This is a genomic window from Algoriphagus sp. (assembly GCF_024642405.1).
GTDB lineage: Bacteria > Bacteroidota > Bacteroidia > Cytophagales > Cyclobacteriaceae > Algoriphagus.
In genome coordinates, this window is sequence record NZ_JAHEBC010000022.1 from 1 (window position 1) to 26,897 (window position 26,897).

The following is a 26,897-nucleotide window of genomic DNA, read 5'->3' on the forward strand; positions in this document are numbered from 1 at the left end:
GGATTAGACTTATTATTCTTCTTTTTTCCAACCAGTCGCTTTGATTTAAAGCATAGATCAAAGGCAAAGTCATCTTCTTTTCTTTGATATCAATACCAACTGGCTTTCCGATTTCATCTTCGCCATAATCAAAAAGATCATCTTTGATCTGAAATGCCATTCCTACCTTTTCGCCAAAGGTTCTCATTTTATCAATCAACTCAGTTTCATTGTCATTACTGGAAGCTCCTACTGCGCAGCAAGAAGCAATTAAACTTGCTGTTTTCTGGCGGATTATTTGATAATAAACTTCTTCTGTAATGTCGAGTTTTCTAGCTTTGGCAATTTGAAGTAACTCACCTTCAGACATTTCCTTAACGGTATTTGAAACGATTTTAAGGAGATGAAAATCCTCATTATCTACGCTTAACAATAAACCTCTCGAAAGTAAATAGTCTCCAACTAGAACCGCGATTTTATTTTTCCAGAGGGCATTTACGGAGAAAAAGCCTCTTCTATAATTGGAATCATCCACAACATCATCATGGACGAGGGTTGCCGTATGTAATAATTCTATCAATGCAGCTCCTCTATGGGTGGATTCATTGATACCTCCGGTAATTCCAGCAGTCAAAAAAACAAACATCGGTCGCATTTGCTTTCCTTTTCGCTTCACGATGTAGTTCATGATATGGTCTAAAAGCTTGACTTTGCTTTTCATTAAGCCCCGAAACTTTTGTTCGAACTCTGCCATTTCGGCTTCAATGGGAACTTGTATTTGTTTGAGGTCAGCTTTCATCCGATGAATTGTGTCGTAAAAATAATACCCTTTCTTTCATGGGCAAGGAATATCACCTTCATAGATTAAGAATCCTTACGATTGGCTATTTATTATGACTTTTTTGTAACTTAAATAGGATTTATTTAACACCTTAACTTCACCTAGCTAATTCTGTTATGAAAAACATCAGTATTGAAATCAAATGGGCCTTCATTTTTGTTCTCATGATGCTTGCTTGGATGTTCTTGGAGAAGTCTTTGGGCTGGCATGATGAGTTGATAGACCAGCATTCCTCATTTACAAATCTGGTTGCGATTCCTTCTATTATAATTTATGTATTTGCACTTTTGGACAAAAAAAAGAACTATTACCATGGTCAGATGTCTTATAAAGAGGGATTTTTATCAGGGGTGATAATTTCCGTTATAGTCGCCGTTTTAAGTCCTTTTTCTCAATATATCACGGTTGAATATATTACGCCTGAATTTTTTAGTAATATGATAGAATATTCTGTGAGTTCAGGAGCTTTGACACAGGAAGAAGCTGAAGGGTGGTTTAACCTGAAAAGTTATATGATCCAATCAGTGATTGGTGCTTTGGTAATGGGAATAATTACCGCTGCAATTGTAGCTATTTTCACAAAATCAAAGAAGCCAGGGTGAGTTAATGAAATAGGTGGAGTTTAAGCAAAAGGCTTTTGTTATCTTTGAAGCGTTTTTAAATTGGAATTCCACTTGGAGGAAAAATATCTTAAACATAAGTACGAACCAATCATTCCAAGTAAGAATGAGTGGCCTGTTGTGAAGCTGGCGCGAGAACGGAAAGAATTCGTCAAGAAAGTCTCTGATCTTGCAGAAGAAAGGATTTTGAATTTAGCAGAAAAAAATCCAGATATCCTAAAAGAGGAATTGGAGACAACTTTGTACAGAGAAAAACTCCGGATTAAGCAAAATCCATGGGTTGTAGATCCTGATGATGAAAGTTCTTTTTGGCGGGAAGTTAAAGCATCTTTACTTCAAATCAATTCAGCTACTGGATTATCAAAGATTGAAAAAATTCAAGAATATAAATCCATTTTGAATAGAATTACCTCTCGCTATGCAGAGGAAATTGCTAGTAATTTTAAACATACTCATTACAAATTTACGAGAAGTGTTGTCACTTTTGGATTCTCTCGATTACTCAATGCAGCCAGAGTAAAAGGATTTAGATCGATTTTCAGCAAGCAGTATTCACTTCAGGATAAGATTCAAATTACTGGAGAAACAGACCAATTGAGGGATCTGGCAACCAAAGGAACTATTGTCATGGTTCCTACACATTTTAGTAATCTTGACAGTATTTTAATAGGTTGGATAATTTCTGTTTTAGGCTTACCTCCATTTATTTATGGTGCTGGATTGAACCTATTTAACATTTCAATTTTCGCTTATTTCATGAATTCTCTTGGGGCTTATAAAGTGGACCGACGAAAGAAGAATTTGCTTTATTTAGAAACTTTAAAGACCTATTCTAAAGAGGCCATTCAGTTTGGTTGTCATAGCCTTTTCTTTCCCGGCGGAACAAGGTCGAGAAGTGGAATGATTGAATCCAGACTAAAACTTGGCTTATTGAGTACAGCGATTGAGGCGCAAAGGGCTAACTTTCAAAACGGCCTAAATGATATATCCGGAAAAGTCTTCGTCGTGCCAGTTACAATTAATTACCACTTTGTACTAGAAGCGCCTAGTTTGATTAGAGATCATTTAAGTATTACTGGGCAAGAGAGATATTATAAAGAGAATGATGAGTTCTCAAACTCATACAAAATCTCAAAATTCCTTTTGAAGTTCTTTACTAAAGGATCAGATATTTCTGTTTCTATTGGGAAAGCGATGGATGTTCTTGGCAACTATGTTGATGAGGATGGAAACAGTCTAGATAAAAAGGGGAGAAGTATAAATACAAGAGATTACTTTTTATCTGAAGGTGTCGTGACCGTGGATCAACAAAGGGAAGAAGAGTATACAAATATGCTTGGAAGGCGTATTGTGGAAGAATTTCATAAAATCAATCGTGTCTTTAGTTCGCATTTAGTGGCATTTACAGCCTTTGAAATGATTCAATCAACCAATAGAAAATTAGATCTCTTCGACTTGATCCGATTGCCTGAAGAAGAAATCGTTCTATCCTATGATGAGTTTAAAGTTAATTGCCAAAGGGTTATGAATAGGGTCTATGAACTTAAATCAAAAGGTTTAATAAACGTTGCTCCGCACCTTCAACAAGAGATGGATGAAATCATCAAGCATGGATTGGATAACGTTGGAATGTACCATGCAAAACGTCCTCTAATTCGAAATGAGCAAGGTGATATTGTCACTGAAGACATGAGTTTACTTTATTTTTATCACAATAGATTGACTGGATATGGCCTCGAAAAACTCTTCTAATACCAAAGTTAAATGGATTGGAGTGATAGGAGTCGGTAGCTTTGGAACGGCTATAGCAAATATGCTGGCAGAAAAGAACCCCGTAATGGTTTATGCCAGAAAAGAGGAGGTAGTTCAAGAAATAAATACGAAGCATACTGCCCAAGGAAAACCTTTAAACCCAGGGATAAAAGGCACATTTGACCCGCAAGAAATATGCGAAACATGTGATATTATTTTTATGATGGTTTCATCTTCCGGATTTCAGGAAGTCACTAAGACATTTGCTCCTTTTTTATTACCCTATCATTTGATCATTCATGGAACCAAAGGATTATGTCTGAATTTAGGGATGGGAGAGACTTTGGAGTCAGTTCAAAAGATTCAAAGATCTCAAATTCTAACAATGAGCGAGGTTATTTTGCAGGAAACAGTAGTGGTCAGAGTTGGATGCTTGGCGGGACCAAATCTTTCCAAGGAATTGGTCAAAGGACAACCAGCTGCGACAGTAATTGCCAGTAAGTACAATGAAGTAATCTTAGAAGGACAGAGCTTGCTTAGGTCTGAAAAGTTTCAAGTTTACGGAAACTCAGATATTATAGGAGTTGAACTAAGTGGTGTGTTGAAAAACATTATTGCTATAGCAGCCGGAGCTTTGGCTGGATTGGAATTAGGAGAAAATGCTAAAGGACTGTTAATTTCTAGGGGAATGGTAGAAATGGTTCATTTGAGCAATGCACTCGGTGGAAGCGTAAAATCTGTAATTGGATTGGCAGGGATAGGGGATTTGGTTACGACCTGTAATTCTGTTGATTCACGTAATTTCACGGTTGGATTTAGATTAGCCAAAGGTGAAAAACTACCAGAGATTATGGCAGATATGGAAGAAGTGGCAGAGGGTATTAATACCATTCGGATAATCAAGGCATTCTTGGAAACGGCAGATCTCAGGGCCCCAATTACAGAATATTTGTATCGGGTACTTTTTGAAGATTTTGATATTAAGGAAGCATTACAATTTTTAATGAAATATCCTTTTAATGTTGATATTGATTTTGTCTAAACTGGAAAGAACAAAAAAAGGCTTCTGAAATCAATCAGAAGCCTTTTTTGTCCTAGTTGTATTTACCTAATTGGAATAATTTTTATCAAGAGTCCAGTAGCTTGAGTGACGGCATAAATATACCCGTCTGGACTTTCTTTTACTTGCCTTACTCTGCCAATATCTTGAAGCATGATTTCCTGTGAAAGCGCTTTGGTACCGTCCATATCTACTCTGTTGATATGCATTTTAGCAAGTGCTCCGATTAAAATATCTCCTTTCCAAGCTGGATATTTATCAGAGGTAACCATGGTAATACCTGAAGTGGCAATAGAAGGGACATAATATGTAACCGGCTGTTCCATACCTTCTTTTTCAGTAACCTCTGTGATAGTGGTGCCGTCATAATTTTTGCCGTAAGTAATCACCGGCCAACCATAATTTTTTCCTTTTTCTATCAAGTTCAATTCATCACCACCCATAGGGCCATGTTCTGATTCCCAAAGTCTATTGTTACTTTTGTCAAAGTAAAGACCTTGTGGATTTCTACTACCATAAGACCAAATTGATGGAACAGCATCTGGTGTGTTTACAAAAGGATTGTCTTCAGGAATTCTACCGTCATCATGGATTCTATGAATTTTTCCATGAGAATTTGTGAGTTCCTGAGCATTTATTGAGCGATCAAATCGGTCACCATTGGAATAGAATAAATACCCGTCATTATCGAAAACGATTCTACTTCCGTAGTGATTTCCTCCTTTCCAAGCAGGTTGAGATTGAATCAATTCCTCTTGGTCTACTGCATTATTTCCATCAAGTCTGAATCGCATGATGGCAGTAGTAGTTTCTTCTTCCGAAACTTGTTTTGCATAACTGATATAAAGCCATCCATTTTCACCATAATTAGGATGGGCTTCAATATCCAATAGTCCACCTTGTCCTTTGGTGGAAACTTCGGGAAGACCCAGTACTTTATCGCCTGTAAATTTATCGTCCTTGAAGATTAAGATTTCACCCTCTTTCTCAGTAACCAATAAGGTTCCATCTGTCAACCAAGTCATACCCCAGGGATTATCGAAACCAGTATACAAGGTGTCTACATTGAAAAGCAGTTTTTCTGATTGTATTGCGTAAGTTTCGTCAATCGGTTCTGCAGGTACTTCTTCTAATACCTCAGCTTTTTGCTCGCAGGCAAATAAAAGTGCTGTGGCAATGGCTAGTTTAGAAAAGTTAAATATTCTTTTTTGTAGCGTCATATATTTATCATTTGAAGTTCAAAGATAGTTGATGTTCTTCAAATTATTTTTCTTAGTATTTAGATCTCTTTTATTAAGGTTTGGTTGGACTTTTTTGGATAAAAGATAACGCCTCATTTACCATTTTTCTGGAGCCAATGAAAAGTGGAGTTCTTTGATGGAGACTTTCAGGTTGAATTTCTAAAATCCTTTTGTTTCCATCTGTGGCAATGCCTCCTGACTGTTCCGCTATAAAAGCTAGTGCATTTGCTTCGTACATAAGTCTGAGTTTACCCTTAGGGTTTTTTTGGGTGGCCGGATAAATATAAATGCCTCCCTTCAGTAAATTTCTATGAAAGTCCGCTACCAAACTTCCAATATACCTCGCAGAGTAATTTTTGTTTTTACAAGAATCGATATAAGCTTTAACACCATTTTCCCATTCGTTTTGAGTTCCTTCATTTATGGAATAAATTGAACCGTTTTCAGGAGCTTGAATAGAGGGGTGCGAAAGAAAAAAATCTCCAAGAGACTGCTCGTAAGTAAAACCATTTACACCAAATCCAGTGGTATAAACCAGCATCGTGGAAGATCCATAGAGCACATAACCAGATGCCACTTGTTCAGTTCCCGGCTGCATAATATCTTCTTCTAAGATTGGACTTCCGGCTGGAGTCTTTCTTCTGTAAATAGAAAATATAGTTCCAATACTGATATTGACATCAATATTTGAGCTTCCATCTAACGGATCGATTGCAACTACATATTTTCCGGATTTATTTTGAAGATCTATGACAGCATCTTCTTCTTCTGAAACTATGGCACAGACTTCGCCTCCTTTACTTAAAGCACGAATGAATCGAATATTGGCAATGACATCTAACTTTTGCTGTTCTTCACCTTGCACATTTGTCTGTCCAAAGGCTCCTCCTATATTGGAAAGCCCTGCTCTATTGGTTTCTCGATTGACTATCTTGGATGCCAGGGCGATGTCTCTAAGAAGTTGGGATAACTCTCCAGAAGCAAAGGGGAAATCACTTTGTTTTGATTTTATAAAACGGTCTAATGTGGTTCCTACAGAATAAGCTAAGCCACTTTGATTTGGTTGGTAAGGTAGAATTTTCATTTCGCGGAAAAGTACAATAATTGAATTTAGATTGAGGAAAATTAAGAATATTATTTTATGACAAAAACGAATGTTTTCAAATTTGGAGGAGCTTCTGTTAAAGATGCCGATGCCTTAAAAAATTTAGCTAAAATTCTCCGTAATCGATTGCGTAAAAATATTGTAATAGTAGTTTCAGCCATGGGAAAGACAACCAATTTACTGGAGACCATTCTTAATTTGAAGCTGGAGAAAAATGATTTTTCTTTGAAATATGCAAATTTAAAATCTTACCATTTTGGGATATGCCAGGAATTGTTTCCTGAAAACCACCGGATTTTCTCAGTTTTGGAAAACCAGTTTATTTCTTTGGAAAAGAAACTAGAAGTCGAACTTTCAAAAGAAAACTATGATGAGGTTTATGATGGAATAGTAAGTTTTGGGGAATTGATTTCATCTAAGATTGTAATGGAATTTCTTTGCTTGGAAGGCTTGGTAGTTTTGTGGCAAGATGCTAGAGAAATAATTTCAACAAACTATGATTACCGCTTTGCTAAGATTAATTGGGAAAAGACAAGAAAGAATTGTCAATTGCATTTGAAACCTAAACTAGAGAAATTTCCTGTGGTTACCCAAGGGTTTATAGGTGCGGATCAATTTGGTAAAACCACAACCCTAGGTAGGGAAGGATCGGATTTTACTGCCGCAATTATTGGAAGTTGTTTAAATGCTTCTTCAGTAACAATTTGGAAGGATGTACCGGGAGTGCTGAATGCAGATCCAAAAAGATTTTCTGAAACAGTTTTGTTTCCAGAACTTGATTACAAGCAAGCAGCAGAGATGACATATTATGGAGCTTCTGTTATCCATCCAAAAACTATAAAACCCTTAGCAAATGCGGGGATACCATTATATGTGAAATCATTCTTATCTCCTGATTCAATAGGAACAAAAATTCATGCCATAGAAACGTTTAACCCTATTTCAACCTTTGTTATAAAAGAGAATCAAGTTTTAGTAAGTTTTAAAGTAACAGACTTTACATTTATTGAAGAAATTCATATTCATAAAGTATATGAGGAGCTTCGAAGATTAAAGCTAAGGGTAAACATGCTTCAAATTTCAGCGATAAGTATTTCTCTCGTAATGGATTCTCAACCATTCAACTTTGAAAAATTATTGGAAAGATTAAGAAGTGAGTTTGAAATAAGATACAACGAGGGGCTAGAGCTACTGACCATTATGCACCCAGAGAAAGAATCTATCGTGTCGCAATTGGAGGGTTTTGATATATTTTTGGAGCAAAGCACAAGGAACACAGTCCAAATAGTAAGAAGGAGAAAAGCATGAAAAACATTGATATTAAGATTTAAAAGGAAGCTTTTCAAGGATTTTCTGTATTTTGAGTCTTGCTAAAAACCCAAAAAAAACCTCCCTATGAAAACAAGAAGAATTTTTCTCCAAAAAGCAGGCCTTTCAGCTTTGGCTCTTAATCTAACGCCTTTTAACCCCATCGCAGCAATGACCAAAGAGATTTTTAGTGAAAAACAAGATGAACAACCACTTAGAGTTGCCATTATGGGATTAGGAAGTTATGGCACAAGAGTGGCGAGGGCGATGAAAGATTGTAAGCGTGCTAAGCTAGTAGGGGTAATCAGTGGTACTCCATCAAAAATAGAAGCTTGGCAAAAAGAATACGCTATCCCAGCAAAAAACTGCTACAATTATGAAACCTATCACCAAATCAAGGACAATCCAGATATTGATGCTGTTTATGTGATCACTCCAAATGGCCTTCACATGGAACATACGCTGGGCGTAGCGAAATCTGGGAAACATGTGATATGTGAAAAACCGATGGCGGTCAATTCCAATGAAGGTAAAATCATGGTCGATGCTTGTAATGCGGCAGGAGTAAAATTGTTGATTGGATATAGAATGCATTTTGAAGCTAAAACTCAAGAAGTTGTCAAAATGAGAATGAATGGAGATTTTGGGAAAATTTTATTTTTTCAAGGGCTTAGCGGTTTTATAATTGGTGATCCAAGCCAATGGAGATTGAATTATGAGCTTTCAGGTGGTGGAGCAATGATGGATATTGGAATTTATTCCATCAATGGTGCCAGATACATGATAGGTGAGGAGCCAATCTGGGTGACAGCACAGGAGACGAAAAATAATCCAGAAAAATTTAAAGAAGGAATTGATGAGACCATTCAGTTTCAATTAGGATTTCCTGGAGGGGCAGTTGCCTCCTGTTTATCAACATATAGCATGAATAATTTGGATAAATTTTTCGTCAATGGTTTAAAGGGATTTGCAGAAATGCAGCCTTCCACCGGATATGGGCCAATAGAAGGAAAGACGCACAAAGGCCCCCTTACTAATCCTCATGTAACTCATCAAACAACTCAAATGGATGAGATGGCTGCTATTATTTTGGATGGGAAAAAACCTTTAGTTCCTGTTGATGGGGAAGAAGGATTGAAGGATATGGTTATTATAGATGCTATTTATGAGGCAGTTAAGACAGGAAAGAAGGTTAATTTAGTTTAGAAATATGCTTTTGCTAAAGGGAGTTGAACAAATATTAAATCTAGCCATTTGTCAAACTTCCTTCCCACTTCTTTAAATCTACCAATTTCCTGAAAACCAAGTCTTTTATGGAATTCAAGACTATCTAGATTATTAGAATCAATACCTCCAACCATCAAATGATAGCCATCCTGTTTTGCTATTCGAATAAGTTCTCTCATTAGTTGTTTGCCTAATCCTTTTCCTCTTGCCATATGGTGTAAATAAATAGAGTGTTCTATGGTAAATTGGTATGCAGGCTTTGCTCTAAATATCCCAAAAGTTGCAAACCCCAAGACTTCTTGATCTACAGATACTACAATTATAGGAAAACCATTTTCAGTTTTCTCGCGAAACCAATTTTTCTGAAATTCTAATGTTTTGGGGTTGTAGTCGTAATTGACAGTCGAATGAAGAATTTCATAATTATTGATTTCAAGAATAGCACCAAGATCATTTTCTGTAGCGAATCTGATAATGATATTCATGATTTTCTAATATAGCGATGGATAATTCTTTCTATTCCGGGAAGATATGCAGTTCCAAATAAATTCAAATGAACCAGTAAAGGGTAAAGATTATAGATGCCCATTCTTCCCTCAAACCCGGGTTCTAAGGGGATGATGGACTCATAAGATTGGTAAAAACGGGAATCAAAACCACCAAATAATCTACTGAAGGCTAAATCCATTTCTCTATGACCGAAATAAACGGCAGGATCTATTAAGCAAGGTTGCCCATTGGGATTACAAATTACATTACCAGACCATAAATCCCCATGCAGTAGAGAGGGTTTTTCTGGAGGAATAATTGATTCAATCACTGGATAGATGGATTGGAATTTCTTCAAAAAATCAAGAGGTATCAATCTATCAAAATAGGCTTTCCCTAGAAGTGGCTCAAGCCGTTGTTCAATGTAAAAATCAATCCAGTTTTTTGTTTGAAGATTTTTTTGAACTAAGGAGGCGATGTAATTATCCTCTTTCAATCCAAAAAGGCTATTTGTTTTTAAATGGAGATCGGCTAAACCAAAGCCTAAAGTTTCCCAATAATCGAGTTGATACCTTCCTGAGGGTATAAATTCTGAAAGTAAAAAATTATAATCACCAACTCTTCCACATCCAAAAGTCTCAGGAATTTGAAGAAAAGTGTTTTTTCGAAGATAATCTAATCCTTGTGACTCCTTTAAAAGGATATCCTTTTCATGATCGAAATTGAGCTTGAGGAAGAAATTTCCGACGGAGGCTTCAATGCGAATACCTTGATTATGATTACCTGCGGCTACTAAGGAAGCAGACTTTAATTTTACCTGAGGTCCTAGGCTTTGGAATAGTACTTTTTCGTAGATTTCATTGAGATCATACATAAAGTTGATGAGTCTCTTTCACTTTCTTAAGAAAATTGTCGAGTGCATCATTGAGGATTTCATAAATCTCCTCAAAACCTTCCTCTCCTCCATAATAAGGATCTGGAACAGATAATCCTTCAGAACCAGGTACAAAATCTCTCATTAGGTATATTTTTTTATCAGGGAAACCATATCGGATTTTCATGTTTTGAAGATTTCGAAGATTATTATCATCCATAGCAATGATATAGTCAAAATCTCTAAAATCTGTTCTATTAACCTGTCTGCCTCGATGATTTATTTCAAGGTTATGTTTTTTGCCCGTAAATATTGTTCTCTCGTCTGGAAGTTCTCCAATATGAAAATCTGAAGTGCCAGCACTATCTGACTTAAAAGATGACGGAAGTTTTGACTCTTTTACTTTTGCATTAAAAATCGCTTCGGCCAAAGGAGACCTACATATATTACCTAAACAGACAAATAAAACTTTAATCATATCAATTTAACTCTAATCGAATTATTTTAAAAAGTAGACTCTTTTTGAAAGTAGCTAATTTTAAGAATAAATGCACGTGTCACTTTTTATTTTTTATTTCTATTTAAATAACAACCAATTTTGTTATTTGAACAAGGCTGTTTGACGAATATGGTTTAGAAGTGGTCTTGATTAGCTACTTTTGGCAAATGAATTTGCTGTATAGAATAGCTATTGTACTGATAACAGCAGTATTGCCACTTCTGGGAATTTTCAGTGTAAAGATCAACCATTTTTTGAAAGGGAGAAAAGGTCTCCTGAATAAACTAAAAGAATTCAGGTCTAAAAACTCTGGTGATTTGGTTTGGTTTCACGTCGCTTCACTTGGAGAATACGAGCAAGCAAAGCCTGTAATAGCAGAGTTGAAACTCAAGAGACCAAACGTTTTGGTCTTAGTAAGTTTTTTTAGCCCTTCTGGTTATGATATCGCCACTCGCAAAGTTCAAGAGCATGTAGATTTTATCAGTTATATTCCTTTAGATAGAAAATCTACAGCTTTTGAATTCGTGAGAATCATGAATCCTTCCTTGGTGTTTTTTGTGAAATATGACCTTTGGTATCATCATATTTTAGCCTTGAAAAAGAGGGGAATCCCGATGGTTCTATTTTCTGCATCTTTTAGACCTGAACAATTATATTTTAAATCTGAAGGATTTTTTAGGAAAATCTTATTTCAAATTGATTGGATTTTCACCCAAAACCTTGATAGCATAAGACTCTTGGAAAGTATTGAATATAAAAATGGGATCTTGGCTGGGGATACTAGATTTGATAGAGTAAATGAGACGGCTTTGACACCTAAAAAATTTCCTGAAATAGAAAAATGGGTTGAAAAGGAAAATGTGATGATTTTGGGATCTGTCTGGGAGGAGGATATGCGCCTTTTAATTCCACTAATAAATCAAAATCAGGATTATTTATGGATTATTGCTCCTCATGACTTAAATCCAGAGCCAATGAGGATTTGGGCCGAATCTATCGAAGGGAATTCTATTAGATATTCAGAGAGTGATATTTTTGAGGGAAATAGAATTCTTTTTATTGATAATATCGGTATGCTTTCTTCTTTGTATCAATATGCAACTTTGGCTTACGTTGGAGGGGCATTTGGTAAGGGTCTACATAATATATTGGAGCCATTGGGCTTTCAGGTACCGGTGATTTTCGGAACATTAAAAAACACATCTAAATTTCCGGAAGCTGTTCAGAGTGTAAAAGAAAATTGTGGTTTTTCCGTAAAGGATGCGGAAGAATTAAAAAGAACTTTCAATAATTTAAAAGAAGAAAAATATTATAGTGAATCAAAATTAGGGGCTAAAAATTGGGTAGAATCTAATTTAGGAGCAGCAAAAAAAATAGTCCATGAGGTTTTATTAAATTATCCTTTAAATGGAAGGTAGAGTCATAAAATCAACTGGGAGTTGGTATGTAGTCAAAACGGAAACAGAGTTCATTTCTGCCAGATTAAAGGGGAAGTTCAAACAGGAGGAATTAAAATTGACAAACCCTATTGCGGTGGGGGATTGGGTGACTTTGGCGAAAGAAGATAATCAGGAAACGGCAGTGATTTCGGCGATTCATCCCAGAGAAAATTATGTCATTCGTAAATCGACTCGAAAGCAACATTTTTCGCATATTATTGCCAGCAATGTGGATCAAGCGATACTTGTTGTTACAATGAAGCAGCCAAGAACTTCTCTTGGTTTTATTGATAGATTTTTGGTAAGTACAGAGAGTTTTAGGATTCCTGCAATTTTGGTGGTTAATAAATTAGATCTATTATCTGGAGAAGATGCGGAAGATTGGCTTTTAGATATTCATGAAATTTATGAACCATTGGGATATAAGGTTGTGGAAATTTCTGCTTTAAATGATGATGAATTGTTTGAAAAATTCCGACCATTTCTTCAAAACAAATCAACCTTAATAGCAGGACATTCTGGAGTAGGGAAATCAACTCTTTTAAATAAATTGGTACCCCAAGCAGGTCAAAGCACAAAAGAAATCTCAGGCTTTAGTGCAAAGGGAGTTCATACAACAACTTTCGCTGAGCTTTTCCCTTTGGAAGGAGGAGGTGATTTAATAGATACACCTGGTATTAAAGAATTTGGGATTTTGGATGTTGATGATTTTGAACTTTCCCACTATTTCCCAGAAATGAGAAAGTATCTTGGGGAATGTAAATACAACAATTGTCAGCATATCAATGAGCCTGGCTGTGAGGTAAGAAAAAAAGTCGACGAAGGTTATATCCATCCATATAGATATCAGAGTTATCTCAATATTTTGAATGAAGAGGATTCCTACCGTTAACCCTTTCTTTATTTTGAAACCTTAGAGAATTGACCTAATTTTCATTCTTTAATAAATGCATATGAGCGAAGTACTCAATCATCAACAAATCAAGAAAAAAATTACCCGCATGGCATTTGAGATTTATGAAAGAAATCTCAATTCTGCCGGAGTTGTTTTCGCAGGAATCTCGGGTATGGGGACTATTTTGGCAGACTTACTTTTTCAAGAGCTAAAAAAAATATCCCCTCTTAAGGTGGAAGAATTAGAAGTTATATTAGACAAGAATAATTTACTTTCAGAAGACATTGAGCTTTCAGAAGAGATAGAACTTTCCGGTAAAACACTGATTTTAGTAGATGATGTTTTGAATACAGGAAAAACGCTTGCGTATGCGATGAAGCCATTTCTTGACAAGGAGTTATATAAAATGGAAATAGCGGTTTTGGTGAATAGAAGTCATGGCCGTTTTCCTCTAAAACCTGATTATACAGGTTACGAACTTTCTACAACCTTGAATGAACACATCAAAGTGGATTTTTCTGGGAATGAATACTCAGTCCATTTAAATTAAATCATGTCGGTACATTCCTCAGCAAATATCAAAAGAATTACTACTCATATTCTTCAGGAAATGAAGAATCGGGGTGAAAAAATTTCCATGCTTACTGCCTATGATTATTCAATGGCGAAAATTGTGGATGAGGCAGGTATAGATATAATTTTAGTTGGTGATTCCGCTTCTAATGTAATGGCTGGGCACGAGACAACTCTTCCGATAACGTTAGATCAAATGATCTATCATGCGTCCTCCGTACTAAGAGCTGTCAAGAGAGCTTTTGTAGTTGTAGATATTCCATTTGGGTCCTATCAAGGAAATAGTTCCGAAGCCTTACGATCTGCTATTCGGATTATGAAAGAATCCGGAGCTCACGCAATCAAAGTAGAAGGTGGAGCTGAAATTAAGGAATCTGTTGTGAGAATATTAAGTGCAGGAGTTCCAGTCATGGGACATTTAGGCCTGACACCTCAATCTATTTATAAATTTGGAACTTACAGCGTTCGTGCCAAGGAGGAATCTGAAGCTCAGAAGCTGCTGGAAGACGCAAAAATTTTGGAAGAATGTGGATGTTTTGCGATAGTATTGGAAAAAATACCGGCATCATTGGCTAAAAAAGTAGCTGAATCTGTTTCTATTCCTGTGATAGGGATTGGAGCTGGTGGCGCGGTGGATGGTCAGGTTTTAGTAGTACATGATTTACTGGGGATTACCCAGGAGTTTAAGCCGCGTTTTTTAAGGCAATATGCAGATCTTCAATCTATCATGTTAGAAGCTTTTGCCAACTATATCAAAGACGTAAAGAATCAAGATTTTCCGAACGAATCGGAAAGTTATTAATCAAAAAAGAGCAGCTTGTTAAAACTGCTCTTTTTTGTTGATCTATTTAATAATTATCCTGATTCTCTATTTTATTCGGATATCAAATTTTTGAAATTGGAGATTCCACTTTCTACCATTTCCTTTATTGAGCCTTTTGCCGAATCTATATATTTATCGCGATCACAAGCTACATAGTGGGAAGCAAGGTTCATTTCCCCTCCTGATACCATTACTAATTGCGGATATTCGGTCTTGGAAAAGGTAGCGACCTCAGCAGAAGTAACTTCTACTAATTTGGTGTCTGAAAAGATCCCCTCAAAGTAAACATCTCTTTTGATACCAGTAGTGGAGTCAAAAAGTGGAGAGCTAGCCATATGACCAGCTACAAATCGTACTTGAGAAGCTAATCGTCCCTGTGTCGGTGAGGTAGTAAATCCTTTTGCAAACTTACCTAAACTCATTTGCTCATTGTCCAGTGTTCCCACTGCTGCGGCCAATCTTAAATTAATGTCAGCTTTTACTTTGGAAGAGGCATAGTTAGCAAAGCTGGTTGAACTTGCATCTAAATTCACAAATGGGAAAACAAACGTTGCTTCAGCCACATATGCATCGTCAAGATCTTTAGATAATTTTGAGCTTGTATCAGTAAATGTGCCTTTTTCACTGCCACTGTTTGAGACTGCTTTAACCCAATAATCATAGCCTGTAGGTGTGACCATAACGTATCCTGTTGCCTGGTCTGTTGAAGAAGCTCCACCTTGTATTTTTGTGTAGCCAGAATAGTAATCTGTTTTTCCAGCTTCCTCTGCAGTAATTATTTCAAAACCATCGGCTTCTAGTTGAGCTACAAAATCTGCATAAGCTTCATCAACTATTTTTTGAAAATCAGGAATATCTACCCCGCTCAGCTGAACCCCCATAGAAGTCTTAGTACCAGATACTGTTGTGGTTCGATTAGCTCTGTCGTTTTTTGATCCAGCAGTACTTGCCGAAGCCTCTTCATAGACCTCAAACAGAGCCCGGAACTTTTGGATATAAACTCTTTTTGGAGACTTTGATGATTGTTTTCCTCTATGAAAAGCTTCTACGGAATAATCTTTTGAAGAAATGTATGGCTCTACTGGTTGGAAAATTCCTAAGCCGAAAAGTAGTAAGGAAAGAATTGTGGTTTTCATAAATTCAAATATTAAGACTTAACAGATTTTAATTTTTACGAACTCCAAATTAGGACATTGGAATTGATTTTTTTAATCTCAAAAGTGGATGAAATTTTTTTGGATATTCTTTTTGAAATCGATAAAGTTCAGATTATCAATTAAATATATCTTAAAAACTAAATTATAAATGGTGAAACTTAATTTATAAATAGGGCAAATGACGTATGAAAAAAACATTTTATTCCCAGTTTCTCACTTAAGACTAAAGGAGTTTTTGAAGTGGATTTCCCTATAAACTAAAAAAGACCGAAATATTTCGGTCTTTTTGTGATTAGTATATTACGTTCAATTTTATTTCGTACTCGACTTTTCTTTAAGACGAATCATAAAATCACTCAACACATTCATATAATTAATAAATGCATCATAAGGAGAGTCGTAGGGGCTAAAATAAGAGTGAATATCCCCATCAGAGAAGAATTTGGTACACATGTAATAAAAATGATCTGAGGTTTGAAGGTATCTCCAATCGCGTTGAATTTCTTCATCCTCTATCGTATTGACTAATTTTTCCAGATCATATAATCTATCAAAGGCTTCATCTTGCAAATCATTACCCAGCCAAGCTGTCAAATCTCTTTCTTCGTCGGCCCATGAAATAGGAATAGGGACATGTATTTTTCCAACTGGAGGGGTTTTTGAAGCAATTTCCGAAGGAGTTGAGAAGCCGAAATTAGTTTGTTTGAAAACAGCTTCCGGAAGATGCTTCATAAAATCAAAAATTCCAGTCTCAGCCCATTGATGTTCGCCAAATGTCTCATAATCCATAAATAAATTTAGAGTTTCTTCCTCCTTTGGTATGGCATTTATCCATTTGATAAATTTATCAGTGGTTAATGGGTAATCGTCCCAAGATTTATTTCCAAATCTAAAAGCGATATCATCACTAAGTTGAAAGTTCTTTAAAAGAACCTTTAGTTTCGGTTCAATACTGTTTACATAAACATAATTGGGGCTTTTCCACCCTAATATATGTTTAGCTCCTTCAGTTAGCATTGCGTCATATCCCATTTCGGCAACCATCGCACCAATTTGATCTGAATAAATTAACTCAGTATTTCGAAATACAGTAGGAGTGTAACCATTAAAAAGTTCTTTGATTTTTGCCTGGTGTTTAGAGACGAGATCTTTAAACTCATCTTTACTTTTCAGGGAAGCTAAAGAATGGGAATAAGTTTCATTCAATAATTCTACATGTCCTGTTGCCACCAGCTTCTGAAAACTTTCCAATACATCCGGAGCATATGCTTGCATTTGATCCATGAATGTCCCTGAAATAGAAAAGGTTACTTTGAAGCCCCCATTATATTTATTTATAAGATCGAGTAACAAAGCGTTCATAGGCAAATAACACTTTTGTGCAACCTTACGCATAATACTACGATTGCTAAAATCATCCCAATAATGATGATCCTCTCCAATATCAAAAAAACGATAAGGTTTTAGACGGAAAGGCTGATGAACTTGAAAGTAAAAGCAAATAGTTCTCATGATTTTTGGGATAAAGTTTTTTCATATACGGTAACAAGCTTGGCGGCCACATGTTCCCATTTAAGTTTCTTCAATTCTTGACTTCCAAGCTCTTTAAACATTTGAGAAATTCCTTTGTAATGTAACAAAGCAAAAATGGCATCTGCCATAGCGTCAATATCCCAAAAATCTATTTTTATAGCATTAGTCAAAACTTCTGCAACCCCAGATTGCTTAGAAATAATTACTGGAGTATTGTGCCGTACAGCCTCAAGAGGGGAAATTCCAAATGGTTCAGAAACTGAAGGCATTACATATACGTCAGAAATCGCATACATATGATCCACGTCATCTCCTTTAAGGAAGCCCGTAAAATTGAATTTTGTAGCAATCCTGAGTTCAGCGACTCGGTCTATCATTCTATTTAATAGATCCCCTGAACCAGCCATAACAAATCGAACGTTTGGATCTTTTTCAATCACTTTTTTAGCAGCTTCTACAAAATATTCAGGTCCTTTTTGGAAAGTAATTCTTCCTAAAAAAGTAACAATCTTTTCAGGCACTTTCTTTTGATAGGTGGATTTAATAATACTGGCATCTAATACAGCATTATGTAAAACAGATACCTTATTTGCTGGCACCCCATACTTTTTAATAATAATATTTTTTGTCAATTGGCTAACCGCTAATACATGATCTGCGGCATGCATTCCAGCTCTTTCAATATCATAAACCACTTGGTTTACGGATTCTCCTGATCTATCAAATTCTGTAGCATGAACATGCGCAACAAGTGGTTTTCCGCTAATTTCCTTTGCAGCAATACCTGCAGGGAAAGAGAGCCAATCATGGGCATGGATTATCTCAAAATCGTCACGATCTCTGGCTATCTGGGCTCCTGTTAAAGCATATCGGGAAACTTCCTCCATTAGATTTTTGCCATACTTCCCACTAAACTCATACTTTGTTGTGAAGATACTTTCATCCACATCAGTTCGATCATGAATGGCGTAATCAGTAAATTTCTGATATTCCTCAGGACCTAGATAAGGGACCAAAAAACTACTTACTTCTAGATAAGTGAGATTTTTCCAGATTGATTTAAATTTCTTTTCTCTATAATCGATAGATATATCACTGGCATTGACAAAGTCGGCCATTGGTTCTTCATCTCCCCAAAGTTTCGGGACAACGAAAATTATATCTTGTTTATGATGGGTCAAACCCTTGACTAAACCATAACAAGCCGTTCCCAGACCTCCAGAAATATGTGGTGGGAATTCCCACCCGAACATCAATACTTTCATAAAAAAGCTATTTAAATCTTTTTGACCAAATCCATCATTCGAAGTAATTCTGCGACACTCCAAGCCTGGGAGATAGCACCTTTCGGTCGATGTGGAGGATCCCCATCATATAATTCTGCGACAGTTCCTACTCCATACTGAGTCATTACTCCATCAAAACCTTTAATAATTTTACTAATAAAGTTGGAAGCTGACTTTCCATGTAATTTAATATAACCTTCGACAAAATGACCTAGAGGCCAAGTCCAAACTGTTCCATTATGATATGCCTGATCTCTACTGATTTGATCACCGAAATAATATCCCTTGTATGCATAATCGTCAGGTGACAAAGATCTCAACCCTCTTGTGGTTAAAAGCTTAGATTTTACTATTTCCAATACAAGGTCTTTTTGACTTTCATTGAGCATAGTATAAGGAAGAGAAGTGGCAAATACCATATTAGGTCTAACTGACCAATCTTTATCCGATCCATTGACTACATCGGCGAGATATCCGTGTTCTTCAGACCAAAATTCTTTTTCAAAAGACTCTTTGGTCTTTTCAGAAAGAGCTTTGATTTCTTCGTCTCCGGTAAGTTCATGATAAAAACACAATGCATTATACCATAAGGCCTGGATCTCAACAGGACATCCAATTCGGGGAGTAACAGGTCCTTCTGGGGTTACGGCATCCATCCATGTGAGTGCTTTTCCTTCTTCTCCACCATAGACTAAGCCATTTTCCAAAACTTTAATGTTGAAATCCGTGCCTTGAATATAACCGTCAAGAATCCCCTTCATTTTATCCAGGAATTTATTCTTTATGGTCTTACTGTCTTTTGTATAAATGACATATTGCTGAAGTGCCCAAAAATACCACATAGGGGCGTCAATCGAATTCATGTTAGTAATGACACCGCTTCCTACATTCGGAAATAATGGGCCATGAAGATCTTTGGACATGGTTTCCATAATATCCAAAAAAGTATCTTTGTCTCCTGTAGTCAGAGTTAATCCTGGGGCTGCTACAAAAGTATCTCTCCCCCACCAACCAAACCAAGGGTATCCTGCAATAATTCTGGTGTCACCATCCCTTTTTCGGATAAATTGACCTGCAGAATTTTTTAAACAATTTTCGAAGTTATTTCTAGGTATTCGTCTAGCGATTTCTTTTTTGAAGGCTGATTCTCTGGTTTTTGGATCTGCTTCTGTGAGTCCAGCCGAAAGAATTACTGATTCACCTTTTTTGATGTCAAATTCAAAATAGCCAGGAACATATAAGTCTTCTTGATAGTCATAGCCTCTTTCTCTCTCTTGTATATACTCTATGTTATAATACCAATCAGGAGCAGGTACGAATTCTCCTTTTTTTGATAGTTGAATGAATAAAGGATCATACTTTTCATAAAGCTGAAATTTTACCCCATTTGGCACTTTTCCAAACTTTTTGTTAATGAAAGTATTTGCTTTCATCAAATTATGATATGGTCTGAATGCTAAAAATGGCGCTACCCGGATTTTAGTCGGTGAATGTGCATCCAACAGCGTATATCGGATCATCACACGATCTCGATTGGTATCTAATATCAGTTCTTTTTGGAGTAATACTCCTCCAACTCTGTAAGTGAGTTTGGGGATAGGTTCTGAATCAAAATCTTCAAGATATTTGTGTCCTCTTGGTGAATAATTTCCAGGGAACTTGCTAATCCCCAAATTAAAACTAGCGCCATGCTGAATCACGGTTTCGTGAACAGTGGATAACATCACATGATTCTGGGAATCTATTTGTGGTTGTGGGACAACTAATAATCCATGATACTTCCTTGTGTTACACCCAATAATTGTTGTACTGGTATAAGTTCCAGATCTATTAGTTCTTATAATCTCCCTGTCCAGAGAATAATTTAAATTAATCAACTGGGTTTTGTCAAAATGGATGTAACTCATAAATAAATTATTGAATGGATTTAAAAATAGAGTTTTGCATCCATAAGAAAAATAATATGGATAAAAAAAAGATTATGAAACCATAACCTTTAATTTTTTTAAGAAAATTATGATTGAAAACCCTCTTTTTGGAATTCTTCGAAATTTTTGAGCGATTCCTCAAATTTTGAAATGTAGTTTTTAGTCATCCTTACATTAATGCGCTTCACGATCGGAAATTTAGGATAGGTTTGAAACAAAGTAAACATCGCAAATTGGTTTAGTTTAAGCTCAGTTTGACAAATGTTATGCCAAACAGGGATGTTTTAAACAACAAAACCCCTCCTAAAGAGGGGTTTTTGGGTGAAAGACCGGGTTCGAACCGGCGACCTCTGGTGCCACAAACCAGCGCTCTAACCAGCTGAGCTACAATCACCATTTAAACATTTGAGTTCTTCTTTCCCAAACGGTCTGCAAAAGTAATTATTAGGGACATCCTACGCAAGGTCAGGCTTAATAATTTCTTAAAAAACTCAATCTTTCACCTTTTTTTTCTTCGTGGAATGTTCCTTCTTCGTACGCTAAATGTCCAGAAACGATCGTATGTGTAATCTTTGATTGGAAAGTATGTCCATCAAATGGCGACCAGCCGCATTTTGACAAGATATTCTCTTTTTTTACTGTCCATGGAGAATTTAAATCCACTAATACAAGATCTGCGAAATAACCTTCCCGAATATATCCTCTTCCTTCTATCTCAAATAAGATAGCAAGGTTATGACACATTTTTTGAACGATCATCTCCAGACTTATTTTTCCCTGATGATAGAAATCCAACATCGCTACCAAACTATGCTGATTTAATGGTCCACCTGAAGGAGCTTTGGTGTAGGATTGGGACTTTTCGTCCAAAGTGTGAGGAGCGTGGTCTGTTGCTATTACATCAATCCTTCCATCTAAAACTGCTTTGAAAATTTCATTCCGATCATGAGCGGTTTTCACAGCAGGATTCCATTTTATTAAATTCCCTTTTTTCTCATAATCTTCCTCAGAAAACCATAAATGATGGATACAAGCTTCAGACGTAATTCTTTTCTTCTCCAATGGAATAGAATTATCGAATAGCTCCAATTCCTTGGCGGTACTGATATGAAGAATATGAAGTTTTGTGCCGTATTTTTTAGCCATGGCTACAGCTCTGCTGGATGCGTCATAGCAAGCTTCTTCAGATCTGATTTTTGGATGGAATTTTACAGGAATGTCATCACCATAGATATCTTTAAATGATTTTAAGTTGGCTTTGATAATATCATCGTTTTCACTGTGAATAGCTATGATGGTCTTACATTCTGCAAATATTTTTTCCAAAACTTCTGGATTATCAACCAGCATATTTCCGGTAGAAGAACCTTGAAAAACTTTTACACCACAGACTGTTTTGGGGTCTACTCTTAAAATTTCATCCAAATTATCGTTTGTAGCACCAAAGAAAAAAGAATAATTGGCCAAGGAAACCTCTGATGCTCTTTTGTATTTCTGCTCCAACAGTTCAATTGTAACGGCCTGAGGGACTGTGTTGGGCATTTCCATAAATGTTGTGGTACCACCAGCAACGCCTGCTTTGGCTTCGGTATATATTTCAGCTTTATGAGTCAATCCAGGTTCTCTAAAATGAACCTGATCATCAATCAAGCCAGGAAGTAAGTATTTCCCATTGGCATCTATATGTATATCAGCATATTCAGAACTCAGATCTGATCCTATTTTTGCGATTCTTCCATCTTTTACTAAAATATCTCCCGGACTTATCCGGCCTTCATTGACTATATTTGCGCCGGTGATTAAAATACTTTTCATCGATTCTATCAGATTCATTTTCAAATTATACTATAAAATTAACGAATCATGAGCAATGAGGCCCTAGATTTTGAAGCATTTAAGCTAAATCGCCAATTATTGGATGCAATAGCTGAGGCTGGATATACTCATCCAACTCCAATTCAAGAAAAATCTATTCCACTTGCGCTTGCAGGACATGATGTTTTGGGTATTGCACAAACAGGTACGGGTAAAACTGCAGCCTATGTCTTGCCGATCTTAATGAAGGTAAAATATGCCCAAAGTATGTATCCGAGAGCTATGATTTTAGCTCCTACCAGAGAATTGGTCATGCAGATTGAGGAAGTGGTGAGGCAATTGGCAAAATATACAGATTTAAGAATAGTATGTCTTTACGGCGGACTAGGACCCAAAACCCAAATTGAAAATATAAAGGCTGGCGTGGATATTATTATTTCGACTCCAGGTAGATTTATTGATTTGTACAGGAAGAATGAGATCTATACTAAGGATATTAAAACCATGGTTTTAGATGAGGCGGACAAAATGATGGATATGGGATTTATGCCTCAGATTCGATCTATTTTAGAAGTTATCCCCGTAAAAAGACAAAATCTCCTTTTCTCCGCAACCTTTGGTGGCAGAATAGAAAAACTAGCCTATGAATTTCTGGAATTTCCCGAGCGTGTAGAGGTTACCCCACAAGCAACTACAGCGGAAACTATTGGTCAAGTGAAATATCTTGTCCCAAATATTAAGACAAAGATTAATCTTTTAGCCAAGCTGCTGGAGGAAGAAACTGTAAATCGAGCAATCATTTTTACAAGGTCTCGGAAAAACGCAGAGGAAGTATTTCACTTTTTAGACAGGAGGCATTTTGGAGAGATTCGTGTGATTCATGCCAATAAAGGTCAAAATACGCGAATCAACTCCATGGAGGATTTTAAAGGAGGAGATGTTCGAATATTAGTAGCGACAGATGTCGCTTCCAGAGGTTTGGATGTTAGTATGGTGTCCCATGTGATCAATTTCGATGTACCATTAATTTATGAGGATTATGTGCACAGGATCGGTAGAACAGGTCGAGCAGAGCAAGAAGGAAAAGCAATAACTTTTGTGAATCCAGCGGAAACCTATCATTTTGAGAGAATTGAAGAGATTATCAGAATGACAGTTGAGGAATTACCAATTCCTGATGAGGTGGAAATACCCAATACACCCTTTGAAGAAAAGCAAGCTTATGCAAGGGAATTGGACCGATTGAAACAGCGGGATGATCCTGATTATAAAGGAGCTTTTCACGAGAAGAAAGAAAGAAAAAAAGCAAATCCTTTTACGGAAAAAGCCAAGGAAGAAAAAAAGCGAGGTAATAAGAATTCTAAAGCGAAAAAGAATAGAAATCAATTAAAGACCAAGCATCAAAAAAATAAGGGTAAATAAAAAGCGCCCCTAGACAGGAGCGCTTTTGGTTTGCAATTATCTCGTTCCTCTTGTATTTGTTCCGTCTACAGGAAGTCGTTTTTCTCTATTAGCAACATCCCAAGCGGTATAGAAAATTAATCTTGCTCTTTTTTCCATCAGTGGGAATTCGATTTTATCAACTGTGTCAGTCACCTGGTGATAATCATCATGGACTCCATTGAAGAAGAAAGCGATAGGAATGTTGTGCTTCGCAAAGTTATAGTGATCCGATCTGTAATAAAATCTATTTGGATCATCTTCAGCATCGTATCTGTAATCCAAGATTAGATTCGAATAAGTGATGTTGTTGTATTCCAAAATCTTTTTCAAATCAGTAGATAACATTTCAGATCCAATCACATATACAAAGTCTGTATTGGTAGAATCTTGGTATTCATAATCGATTCTTCCCACCATATCAATGTTGAAATCTACAATCGTATTTTCCAGAGGAAAAATTGGATGTTCGGAATAATATTCAGAACCCAACAATCCTTTTTCTTCACCAGTTACATTGAGGAAAAGAATAGATCTTCTTGGACCATTTCCGTCTTTTGCTGCCCTGGCAAATGCTTCAGCGATTTCCATTACTGAAACTGTTCCAGACCCATCATCATCGGCGCCGTTGAACACTTCCCCTGTGCTGCTGACACCCACGTGATCGTAATGAGAAGAAATAACCACGATTTCATCTTTTTTATCGGTTCCCTCAAGGAAAGCTAAAATGTTTGAAGATTCTACAGGTTTAATATTCTTCTCAATTTGGTATGTAGCCTTTTGAGATTTGATCGACTCAGGATTAGATTTAGCAGCCTCTTTCAATACTTCCACAGGGGTATTGAAAAGTTCAGCCATTTTATCAGAACTGACCATGAAAATCGGTCTTTGCTCTATTTCTTTAACGAAGCCTACTCTTCCTCTTCCAGCAAGTGATTTATACCGGTTTGCAATTCTATCAAAATTCGCTTGACCCTCCATAGAAACGATAACAATACCAGCTGCTCCAGCATCCATTACCTTCGCTACCAGGTCATTGGATCTTTGGCCCACAGCCCAGATTCCAACCAATTTTCCTGTAACATCAACTTTCTCTAAGTTTTCATCTGAAACCAACCCAAGAAATACTAAGTCAGTTTTCGCTGCTTTTTTCATATCTCCGTCACCCGTGAAAACGAAATCTTCATTGTTTACAAGTTTGTTATTACCAATTTTGAGATTTACTTCATCAAACGAGCTACTTACTAGCTCAACTTGTTGTAAATAACCTCCATTTACTGGTCCTGTTAATCCTAGGTTCTTGTAAAATTCTGAAATGTATTCTGCTGCAATCTTTTGCTCCTCGGAACCTGTATCTCGGCCCTTCATTTCATCAGATGCTAAATAAGTAAGGTGTTTTGTCAAGTCTCCTGCAGTGATTGTTTCTGCGTACTTGGTTGCAGAAATGTTTTGAGCCAACGTTGGGAGGGATAGACCCAATAACATGGCACCTGTCAATAACAAATTTTTATTCATTAGTAATTAATTAGGTTTAGTATTTATTCTGAGGGAATTTCTTGATATATCCCAAAAGACTTTTGCCTTTACAGAGGAATAGAAATGTCCTATTTCATTTTTTTCGCTCCAAAACTAGATAATTTTTTGACCCTTCAAACAACCGTCTGTAAATAAGAGTTAAAACCATGTTAAAATATCGAAAATCTAAAAAGCTTTATCTCTCAATAAATTGTACCTTTGCACTTTGAAAATCAAGGGCATGTTTTAACCCAAATATTCATTCTTCCCGACGTTCTTTATGAAGATCAACCTTTCAAACGCAGTAAAATTCGAAAATAGACATAACGGACCCACTGACACGGAGATAGCCGAAATGTTAACAACTATTGGAGCTTCCTCCCTTGACGAATTAATCGATCAAACGGTTCCTAAATCCATTCAGTTGGAGCGCCCACTTAATTTACCATCATCTCAATTGGAAACTGATTTCTTGGTTGAGTTCAAAAAGTTGGCTTCCAAAAACAAAGTGCTTAAATCTTTTATAGGGTTAGGGTACTATGACACATTTGTCCCCAATGTGATTTTGAGAAATGTTCTTGAAAATCCAGGGTGGTATACTGCCTACACTCCTTATCAGGCCGAAATAGCTCAAGGAAGATTAGAAGCTTTAATCAATTTCCAAACAGTAGTGATGGAATTGACTGGAATGGAGTTGGCGAATGCATCTTTGCTTGATGAAGGGACTGCAGCTGCAGAAGCAATGGCGATGTTATTCGCGGTGAAATCGAGAGATAAAAAGACAGCATCTAAGTTTTTTGTGGATGAAAAAGTTTTTCCACAAACAAAAGCTGTTTTGGAAACCAGGGCTGAACCCATAGGAATTGAGATTGCGTACGGTTCTGTTGAGGAATTAGACGTAACTGATCCTGAATTATTCGGTGTGCTTTTTCAATATCCAGATTCTGATGGATTGGTTAGGGATTACAGTGCGATAGTCGCTGCTGCAAAAGAAAATAAAGTTCATACAGCATTTGCTGCCGACCTATTAGCATTGACTATTTTAACACCTCCTGGAGAAATGGGCGCAGATGTAGTTGTTGGTACAGCCCAAAGATTTGGGGTGCCAATGGGATATGGAGGGCCTCATGCCGCTTTCTTTGCTACAAAAGAAGAATTCAAAAGGCAAATACCTGGTAGAATTATTGGGGTTTCTGTAGATAGAGCTGGCAACAAAGCTTATAGAATGGCTCTTCAAACTAGAGAGCAACATATTAAAAGAGAAAAAGCTACTTCAAATATCTGTACTGCACAAGTATTATTGGCAGTGATGTCAAGTTTCTATGCAGTGTATCATGGTCCACAAGGACTTAAGAATATTGCCTTAAGGACTCACGGCCTGGCAAAGTTGACAGCAAATAGCTTAAAGGAGCTAGGATTTGAAGTAAGTGAAGGTGAGTTTTTTGATACTATTAAAGTTACATTAAGTTCTCACGATCAAGCTCATTTTTCAGCAATG

23 protein-coding genes and 1 tRNA gene are annotated in these 26,897 nt (G+C 36.6%); 11 read left to right on the forward strand and 13 right to left on the reverse strand.

Going from position 1 to position 26,897, the window contains the following annotated elements; translation table 11 throughout:
• The coding region (locus tag Q0L68_RS03245; RefSeq protein ID WP_296699259.1) for a polyprenyl synthetase family protein at window positions 1-778 on the reverse strand (778 nt) is incomplete at its 3' end.
• Window positions 779-936: 158 nt separating this feature from the next.
• On the opposite strand from Q0L68_RS03245, the gene Q0L68_RS03250 reads away from it, so the two are divergent.
• From Q0L68_RS03250 to Q0L68_RS03260, 3 genes are all read left to right on the forward strand, one after another.
• Entirely contained in the window at window positions 937-1,422 is a 486-nt protein-coding gene (locus Q0L68_RS03250; RefSeq protein ID WP_296699261.1) for a DUF4199 domain-containing protein, read from the forward strand.
• Between the two features lie 72 nt (window positions 1,423-1,494).
• Entirely contained in the window at window positions 1,495-3,192 is a 1,698-nt protein-coding gene (locus Q0L68_RS03255) for a 1-acyl-sn-glycerol-3-phosphate acyltransferase (protein WP_296699322.1), read from the forward strand.
• The gene (locus Q0L68_RS03260) at window positions 3,170-4,234 is read left to right on the forward strand and encodes an NAD(P)H-dependent glycerol-3-phosphate dehydrogenase (RefSeq protein ID WP_296699264.1); all 1,065 of its coding nucleotides are present in this window, start codon (window positions 3,170-3,172) and stop codon (window positions 4,232-4,234) included. The genes Q0L68_RS03255 and Q0L68_RS03260 overlap by 23 nt, the downstream gene beginning before the upstream one ends.
• A 62-nt stretch (window positions 4,235-4,296) precedes the next feature.
• Here Q0L68_RS03260 and Q0L68_RS03265 read toward each other — a convergent pair whose 3' ends face one another.
• Window positions 4,297-5,472 (reverse strand): PQQ-dependent sugar dehydrogenase, encoded by a 1,176-nt coding sequence (locus Q0L68_RS03265; RefSeq protein WP_296699266.1) that lies wholly within the window; start codon window positions 5,470-5,472, stop codon window positions 4,297-4,299.
• Between the two features lie 73 nt (window positions 5,473-5,545).
• A complete protein-coding gene (gene fbp, locus Q0L68_RS03270) occupies window positions 5,546-6,577 on the reverse strand; it encodes a class 1 fructose-bisphosphatase (RefSeq protein WP_296699269.1) in 1,032 nt (343 codons plus the stop codon).
• 57 nt (window positions 6,578-6,634) lie between these two features.
• Here fbp and Q0L68_RS03275 point away from each other — a divergent pair, with 57 nt between their 5' ends.
• Both Q0L68_RS03275 and Q0L68_RS03280 read left to right on the forward strand, forming a co-directional pair.
• Complete coding sequence (locus Q0L68_RS03275) at window positions 6,635-7,906, forward strand: aspartate kinase (RefSeq protein ID WP_296699271.1); 1,272 nt, start codon at window positions 6,635-6,637, stop codon at window positions 7,904-7,906.
• An 87-nt stretch (window positions 7,907-7,993) separates the two neighbouring features.
• Entirely contained in the window at window positions 7,994-9,112 is a 1,119-nt protein-coding gene (locus Q0L68_RS03280) for a Gfo/Idh/MocA family oxidoreductase (RefSeq protein ID WP_296699275.1), read from the forward strand.
• Here the strand turns inward: Q0L68_RS03280 and Q0L68_RS03285 are convergent.
• From Q0L68_RS03285 to Q0L68_RS03295, 3 genes are read right to left on the reverse strand one after another with little or no spacing between them, the layout of a single operon-like run.
• A complete protein-coding gene (locus Q0L68_RS03285; RefSeq protein ID WP_296699279.1) occupies window positions 9,109-9,618 on the reverse strand; it encodes a GNAT family N-acetyltransferase in 510 nt (169 codons plus the stop codon). The two genes, Q0L68_RS03280 and Q0L68_RS03285, sit on opposite strands and share 4 nt — an antisense overlap.
• Window positions 9,615-10,496, reverse strand: a complete 882-nt coding sequence (locus tag Q0L68_RS03290) for a fructosamine kinase family protein (RefSeq protein ID WP_296699282.1) — start codon at window positions 10,494-10,496, stop codon at window positions 9,615-9,617. Before Q0L68_RS03290 ends, Q0L68_RS03285 begins: the two co-directional genes overlap by 4 nt.
• The gene (locus Q0L68_RS03295) at window positions 10,489-10,974 is read right to left on the reverse strand and encodes a low molecular weight protein-tyrosine-phosphatase (RefSeq protein WP_296699285.1); all 486 of its coding nucleotides are present in this window, start codon (window positions 10,972-10,974) and stop codon (window positions 10,489-10,491) included. The genes Q0L68_RS03290 and Q0L68_RS03295 overlap by 8 nt, the downstream gene beginning before the upstream one ends.
• A 188-nt stretch (window positions 10,975-11,162) precedes the next feature.
• Between Q0L68_RS03295 and Q0L68_RS03300 the strand changes: the two genes are divergently transcribed.
• The 4 genes from Q0L68_RS03300 (at window position 11,163) to panB (ending at window position 14,704) form a co-directional block, all read left to right on the forward strand.
• Window positions 11,163-12,413 carry a glycosyltransferase N-terminal domain-containing protein gene (locus tag Q0L68_RS03300; RefSeq protein WP_296699288.1) on the forward strand — a complete coding sequence of 417 codons (1,251 nt, stop codon included), beginning with the start codon at window positions 11,163-11,165 and terminating at the stop codon, window positions 12,411-12,413.
• Window positions 12,403-13,326, forward strand: coding sequence for a ribosome small subunit-dependent GTPase A (rsgA, locus tag Q0L68_RS03305; protein ID WP_296699293.1), 924 nt, complete (start codon window positions 12,403-12,405; stop codon window positions 13,324-13,326). Before Q0L68_RS03300 ends, rsgA begins: the two co-directional genes overlap by 11 nt.
• A 61-nt stretch (window positions 13,327-13,387) precedes the next feature.
• On the forward strand, window positions 13,388-13,879 hold the full coding sequence (locus Q0L68_RS03310) for a phosphoribosyltransferase family protein (protein ID WP_296699296.1): 492 nt from the start codon (window positions 13,388-13,390) through the stop codon (window positions 13,877-13,879).
• A 3-nt stretch (window positions 13,880-13,882) separates the two neighbouring features.
• A complete protein-coding gene (panB, locus tag Q0L68_RS03315; protein WP_296699298.1) occupies window positions 13,883-14,704 on the forward strand; it encodes a 3-methyl-2-oxobutanoate hydroxymethyltransferase in 822 nt (273 codons plus the stop codon).
• Window positions 14,705-14,775: 71 nt separating this feature from the next.
• On the opposite strand, the gene Q0L68_RS03320 is transcribed toward panB, so the two are convergent.
• From Q0L68_RS03320 to Q0L68_RS03345, 6 genes are all read right to left on the reverse strand, one after another.
• A complete protein-coding gene (locus tag Q0L68_RS03320) occupies window positions 14,776-15,861 on the reverse strand; it encodes a hypothetical protein (protein ID WP_296699301.1) in 1,086 nt (361 codons plus the stop codon).
• Between the two features lie 333 nt (window positions 15,862-16,194).
• The gene (locus tag Q0L68_RS03325) at window positions 16,195-17,394 is read right to left on the reverse strand and encodes a glycoside hydrolase family 57 protein (RefSeq protein WP_296699304.1); all 1,200 of its coding nucleotides are present in this window, start codon (window positions 17,392-17,394) and stop codon (window positions 16,195-16,197) included.
• Window positions 17,391-18,680, reverse strand: a complete 1,290-nt coding sequence (locus Q0L68_RS03330) for a glycosyltransferase family 4 protein (protein ID WP_296699307.1) — start codon at window positions 18,678-18,680, stop codon at window positions 17,391-17,393. Before Q0L68_RS03330 ends, Q0L68_RS03325 begins: the two co-directional genes overlap by 4 nt.
• 11 nt (window positions 18,681-18,691) lie before the next feature.
• The gene (locus tag Q0L68_RS03335; RefSeq protein ID WP_296699312.1) at window positions 18,692-20,608 is read right to left on the reverse strand and encodes an amylo-alpha-1,6-glucosidase; all 1,917 of its coding nucleotides are present in this window, start codon (window positions 20,606-20,608) and stop codon (window positions 18,692-18,694) included.
• Window positions 20,609-20,948: 340 nt separating this feature from the next.
• Window positions 20,949-21,024, reverse strand: a tRNA-His gene (locus Q0L68_RS03340).
• Window positions 21,025-21,100: 76 nt separating this feature from the next.
• Window positions 21,101-22,444: a dihydroorotase gene (locus tag Q0L68_RS03345; RefSeq protein WP_296699314.1), complete on the reverse strand. Its 1,344-nt coding sequence runs from the start codon at window positions 22,442-22,444 to the stop codon at window positions 21,101-21,103.
• A 48-nt stretch (window positions 22,445-22,492) separates the two neighbouring features.
• Between Q0L68_RS03345 and Q0L68_RS03350 the strand changes: the two genes are divergently transcribed.
• Complete coding sequence (locus tag Q0L68_RS03350; RefSeq protein WP_296699317.1) at window positions 22,493-23,866, forward strand: DEAD/DEAH box helicase; 1,374 nt, start codon at window positions 22,493-22,495, stop codon at window positions 23,864-23,866.
• A 36-nt stretch (window positions 23,867-23,902) separates the two neighbouring features.
• Here Q0L68_RS03350 and Q0L68_RS03355 read toward each other — a convergent pair whose 3' ends face one another.
• On the reverse strand, window positions 23,903-25,399 hold the full coding sequence (locus Q0L68_RS03355; protein ID WP_296699318.1) for a M28 family peptidase: 1,497 nt from the start codon (window positions 25,397-25,399) through the stop codon (window positions 23,903-23,905).
• 280 nt (window positions 25,400-25,679) lie between these two features.
• On the opposite strand from Q0L68_RS03355, the gene gcvPA reads away from it, so the two are divergent.
• On the forward strand, window positions 25,680-26,897 hold a 1,218-nt coding region (gene gcvPA / locus Q0L68_RS03360), incomplete at its 3' end, for an aminomethyl-transferring glycine dehydrogenase subunit GcvPA (protein ID WP_296699321.1).

Bases quoted from the DNA above. Each gene is read 5' to 3' on its own strand.
- panB (WP_296699298.1), top strand. From the start codon at position 13,883: ATGTCGGTACATTCCTCAGCAAATATCAAAAGAATTACTACTCATATT.
- Q0L68_RS03320 (WP_296699301.1), bottom strand. From the start codon at position 15,861: ATGAAAACCACAATTCTTTCCTTACTACTTTTCGGCTTAGGAATTTTC.
- Q0L68_RS03310 (WP_296699296.1), top strand. From the start codon at position 13,388: ATGAGCGAAGTACTCAATCATCAACAAATCAAGAAAAAAATTACCCGC.
- Q0L68_RS03335 (WP_296699312.1), bottom strand. From the start codon at position 20,608: ATGAGTTACATCCATTTTGACAAAACCCAGTTGATTAATTTAAATTAT.
- Q0L68_RS03285 (WP_296699279.1), bottom strand. From the start codon at position 9,618: ATGAATATCATTATCAGATTCGCTACAGAAAATGATCTTGGTGCTATT.
- Q0L68_RS03275 (WP_296699271.1), top strand. From the start codon at position 6,635: ATGACAAAAACGAATGTTTTCAAATTTGGAGGAGCTTCTGTTAAAGAT.
- Q0L68_RS03300 (WP_296699288.1), top strand. From the start codon at position 11,163: ATGAATTTGCTGTATAGAATAGCTATTGTACTGATAACAGCAGTATTG.
- Q0L68_RS03265 (WP_296699266.1), bottom strand. From the start codon at position 5,472: ATGACGCTACAAAAAAGAATATTTAACTTTTCTAAACTAGCCATTGCC.
- fbp (WP_296699269.1), bottom strand. From the start codon at position 6,577: ATGAAAATTCTACCTTACCAACCAAATCAAAGTGGCTTAGCTTATTCT.
- Q0L68_RS03350 (WP_296699317.1), top strand. From the start codon at position 22,493: ATGAGCAATGAGGCCCTAGATTTTGAAGCATTTAAGCTAAATCGCCAA.
- Q0L68_RS03325 (WP_296699304.1), bottom strand. From the start codon at position 17,394: ATGAGAACTATTTGCTTTTACTTTCAAGTTCATCAGCCTTTCCGTCTA.
- rsgA (WP_296699293.1), top strand. From the start codon at position 12,403: ATGGAAGGTAGAGTCATAAAATCAACTGGGAGTTGGTATGTAGTCAAA.
- Q0L68_RS03330 (WP_296699307.1), bottom strand. From the start codon at position 18,680: ATGAAAGTATTGATGTTCGGGTGGGAATTCCCACCACATATTTCTGGA.
- Q0L68_RS03345 (WP_296699314.1), bottom strand. From the start codon at position 22,444: ATGAAAAGTATTTTAATCACCGGCGCAAATATAGTCAATGAAGGCCGG.
- Q0L68_RS03355 (WP_296699318.1), bottom strand. From the start codon at position 25,399: ATGAATAAAAATTTGTTATTGACAGGTGCCATGTTATTGGGTCTATCC.
- Q0L68_RS03280 (WP_296699275.1), top strand. From the start codon at position 7,994: ATGAAAACAAGAAGAATTTTTCTCCAAAAAGCAGGCCTTTCAGCTTTG.
- Q0L68_RS03295 (WP_296699285.1), bottom strand. From the start codon at position 10,974: ATGATTAAAGTTTTATTTGTCTGTTTAGGTAATATATGTAGGTCTCCT.
- Q0L68_RS03290 (WP_296699282.1), bottom strand. From the start codon at position 10,496: ATGTATGATCTCAATGAAATCTACGAAAAAGTACTATTCCAAAGCCTA.
- Q0L68_RS03250 (WP_296699261.1), top strand. From the start codon at position 937: ATGAAAAACATCAGTATTGAAATCAAATGGGCCTTCATTTTTGTTCTC.
- Q0L68_RS03260 (WP_296699264.1), top strand. From the start codon at position 3,170: ATGGCCTCGAAAAACTCTTCTAATACCAAAGTTAAATGGATTGGAGTG.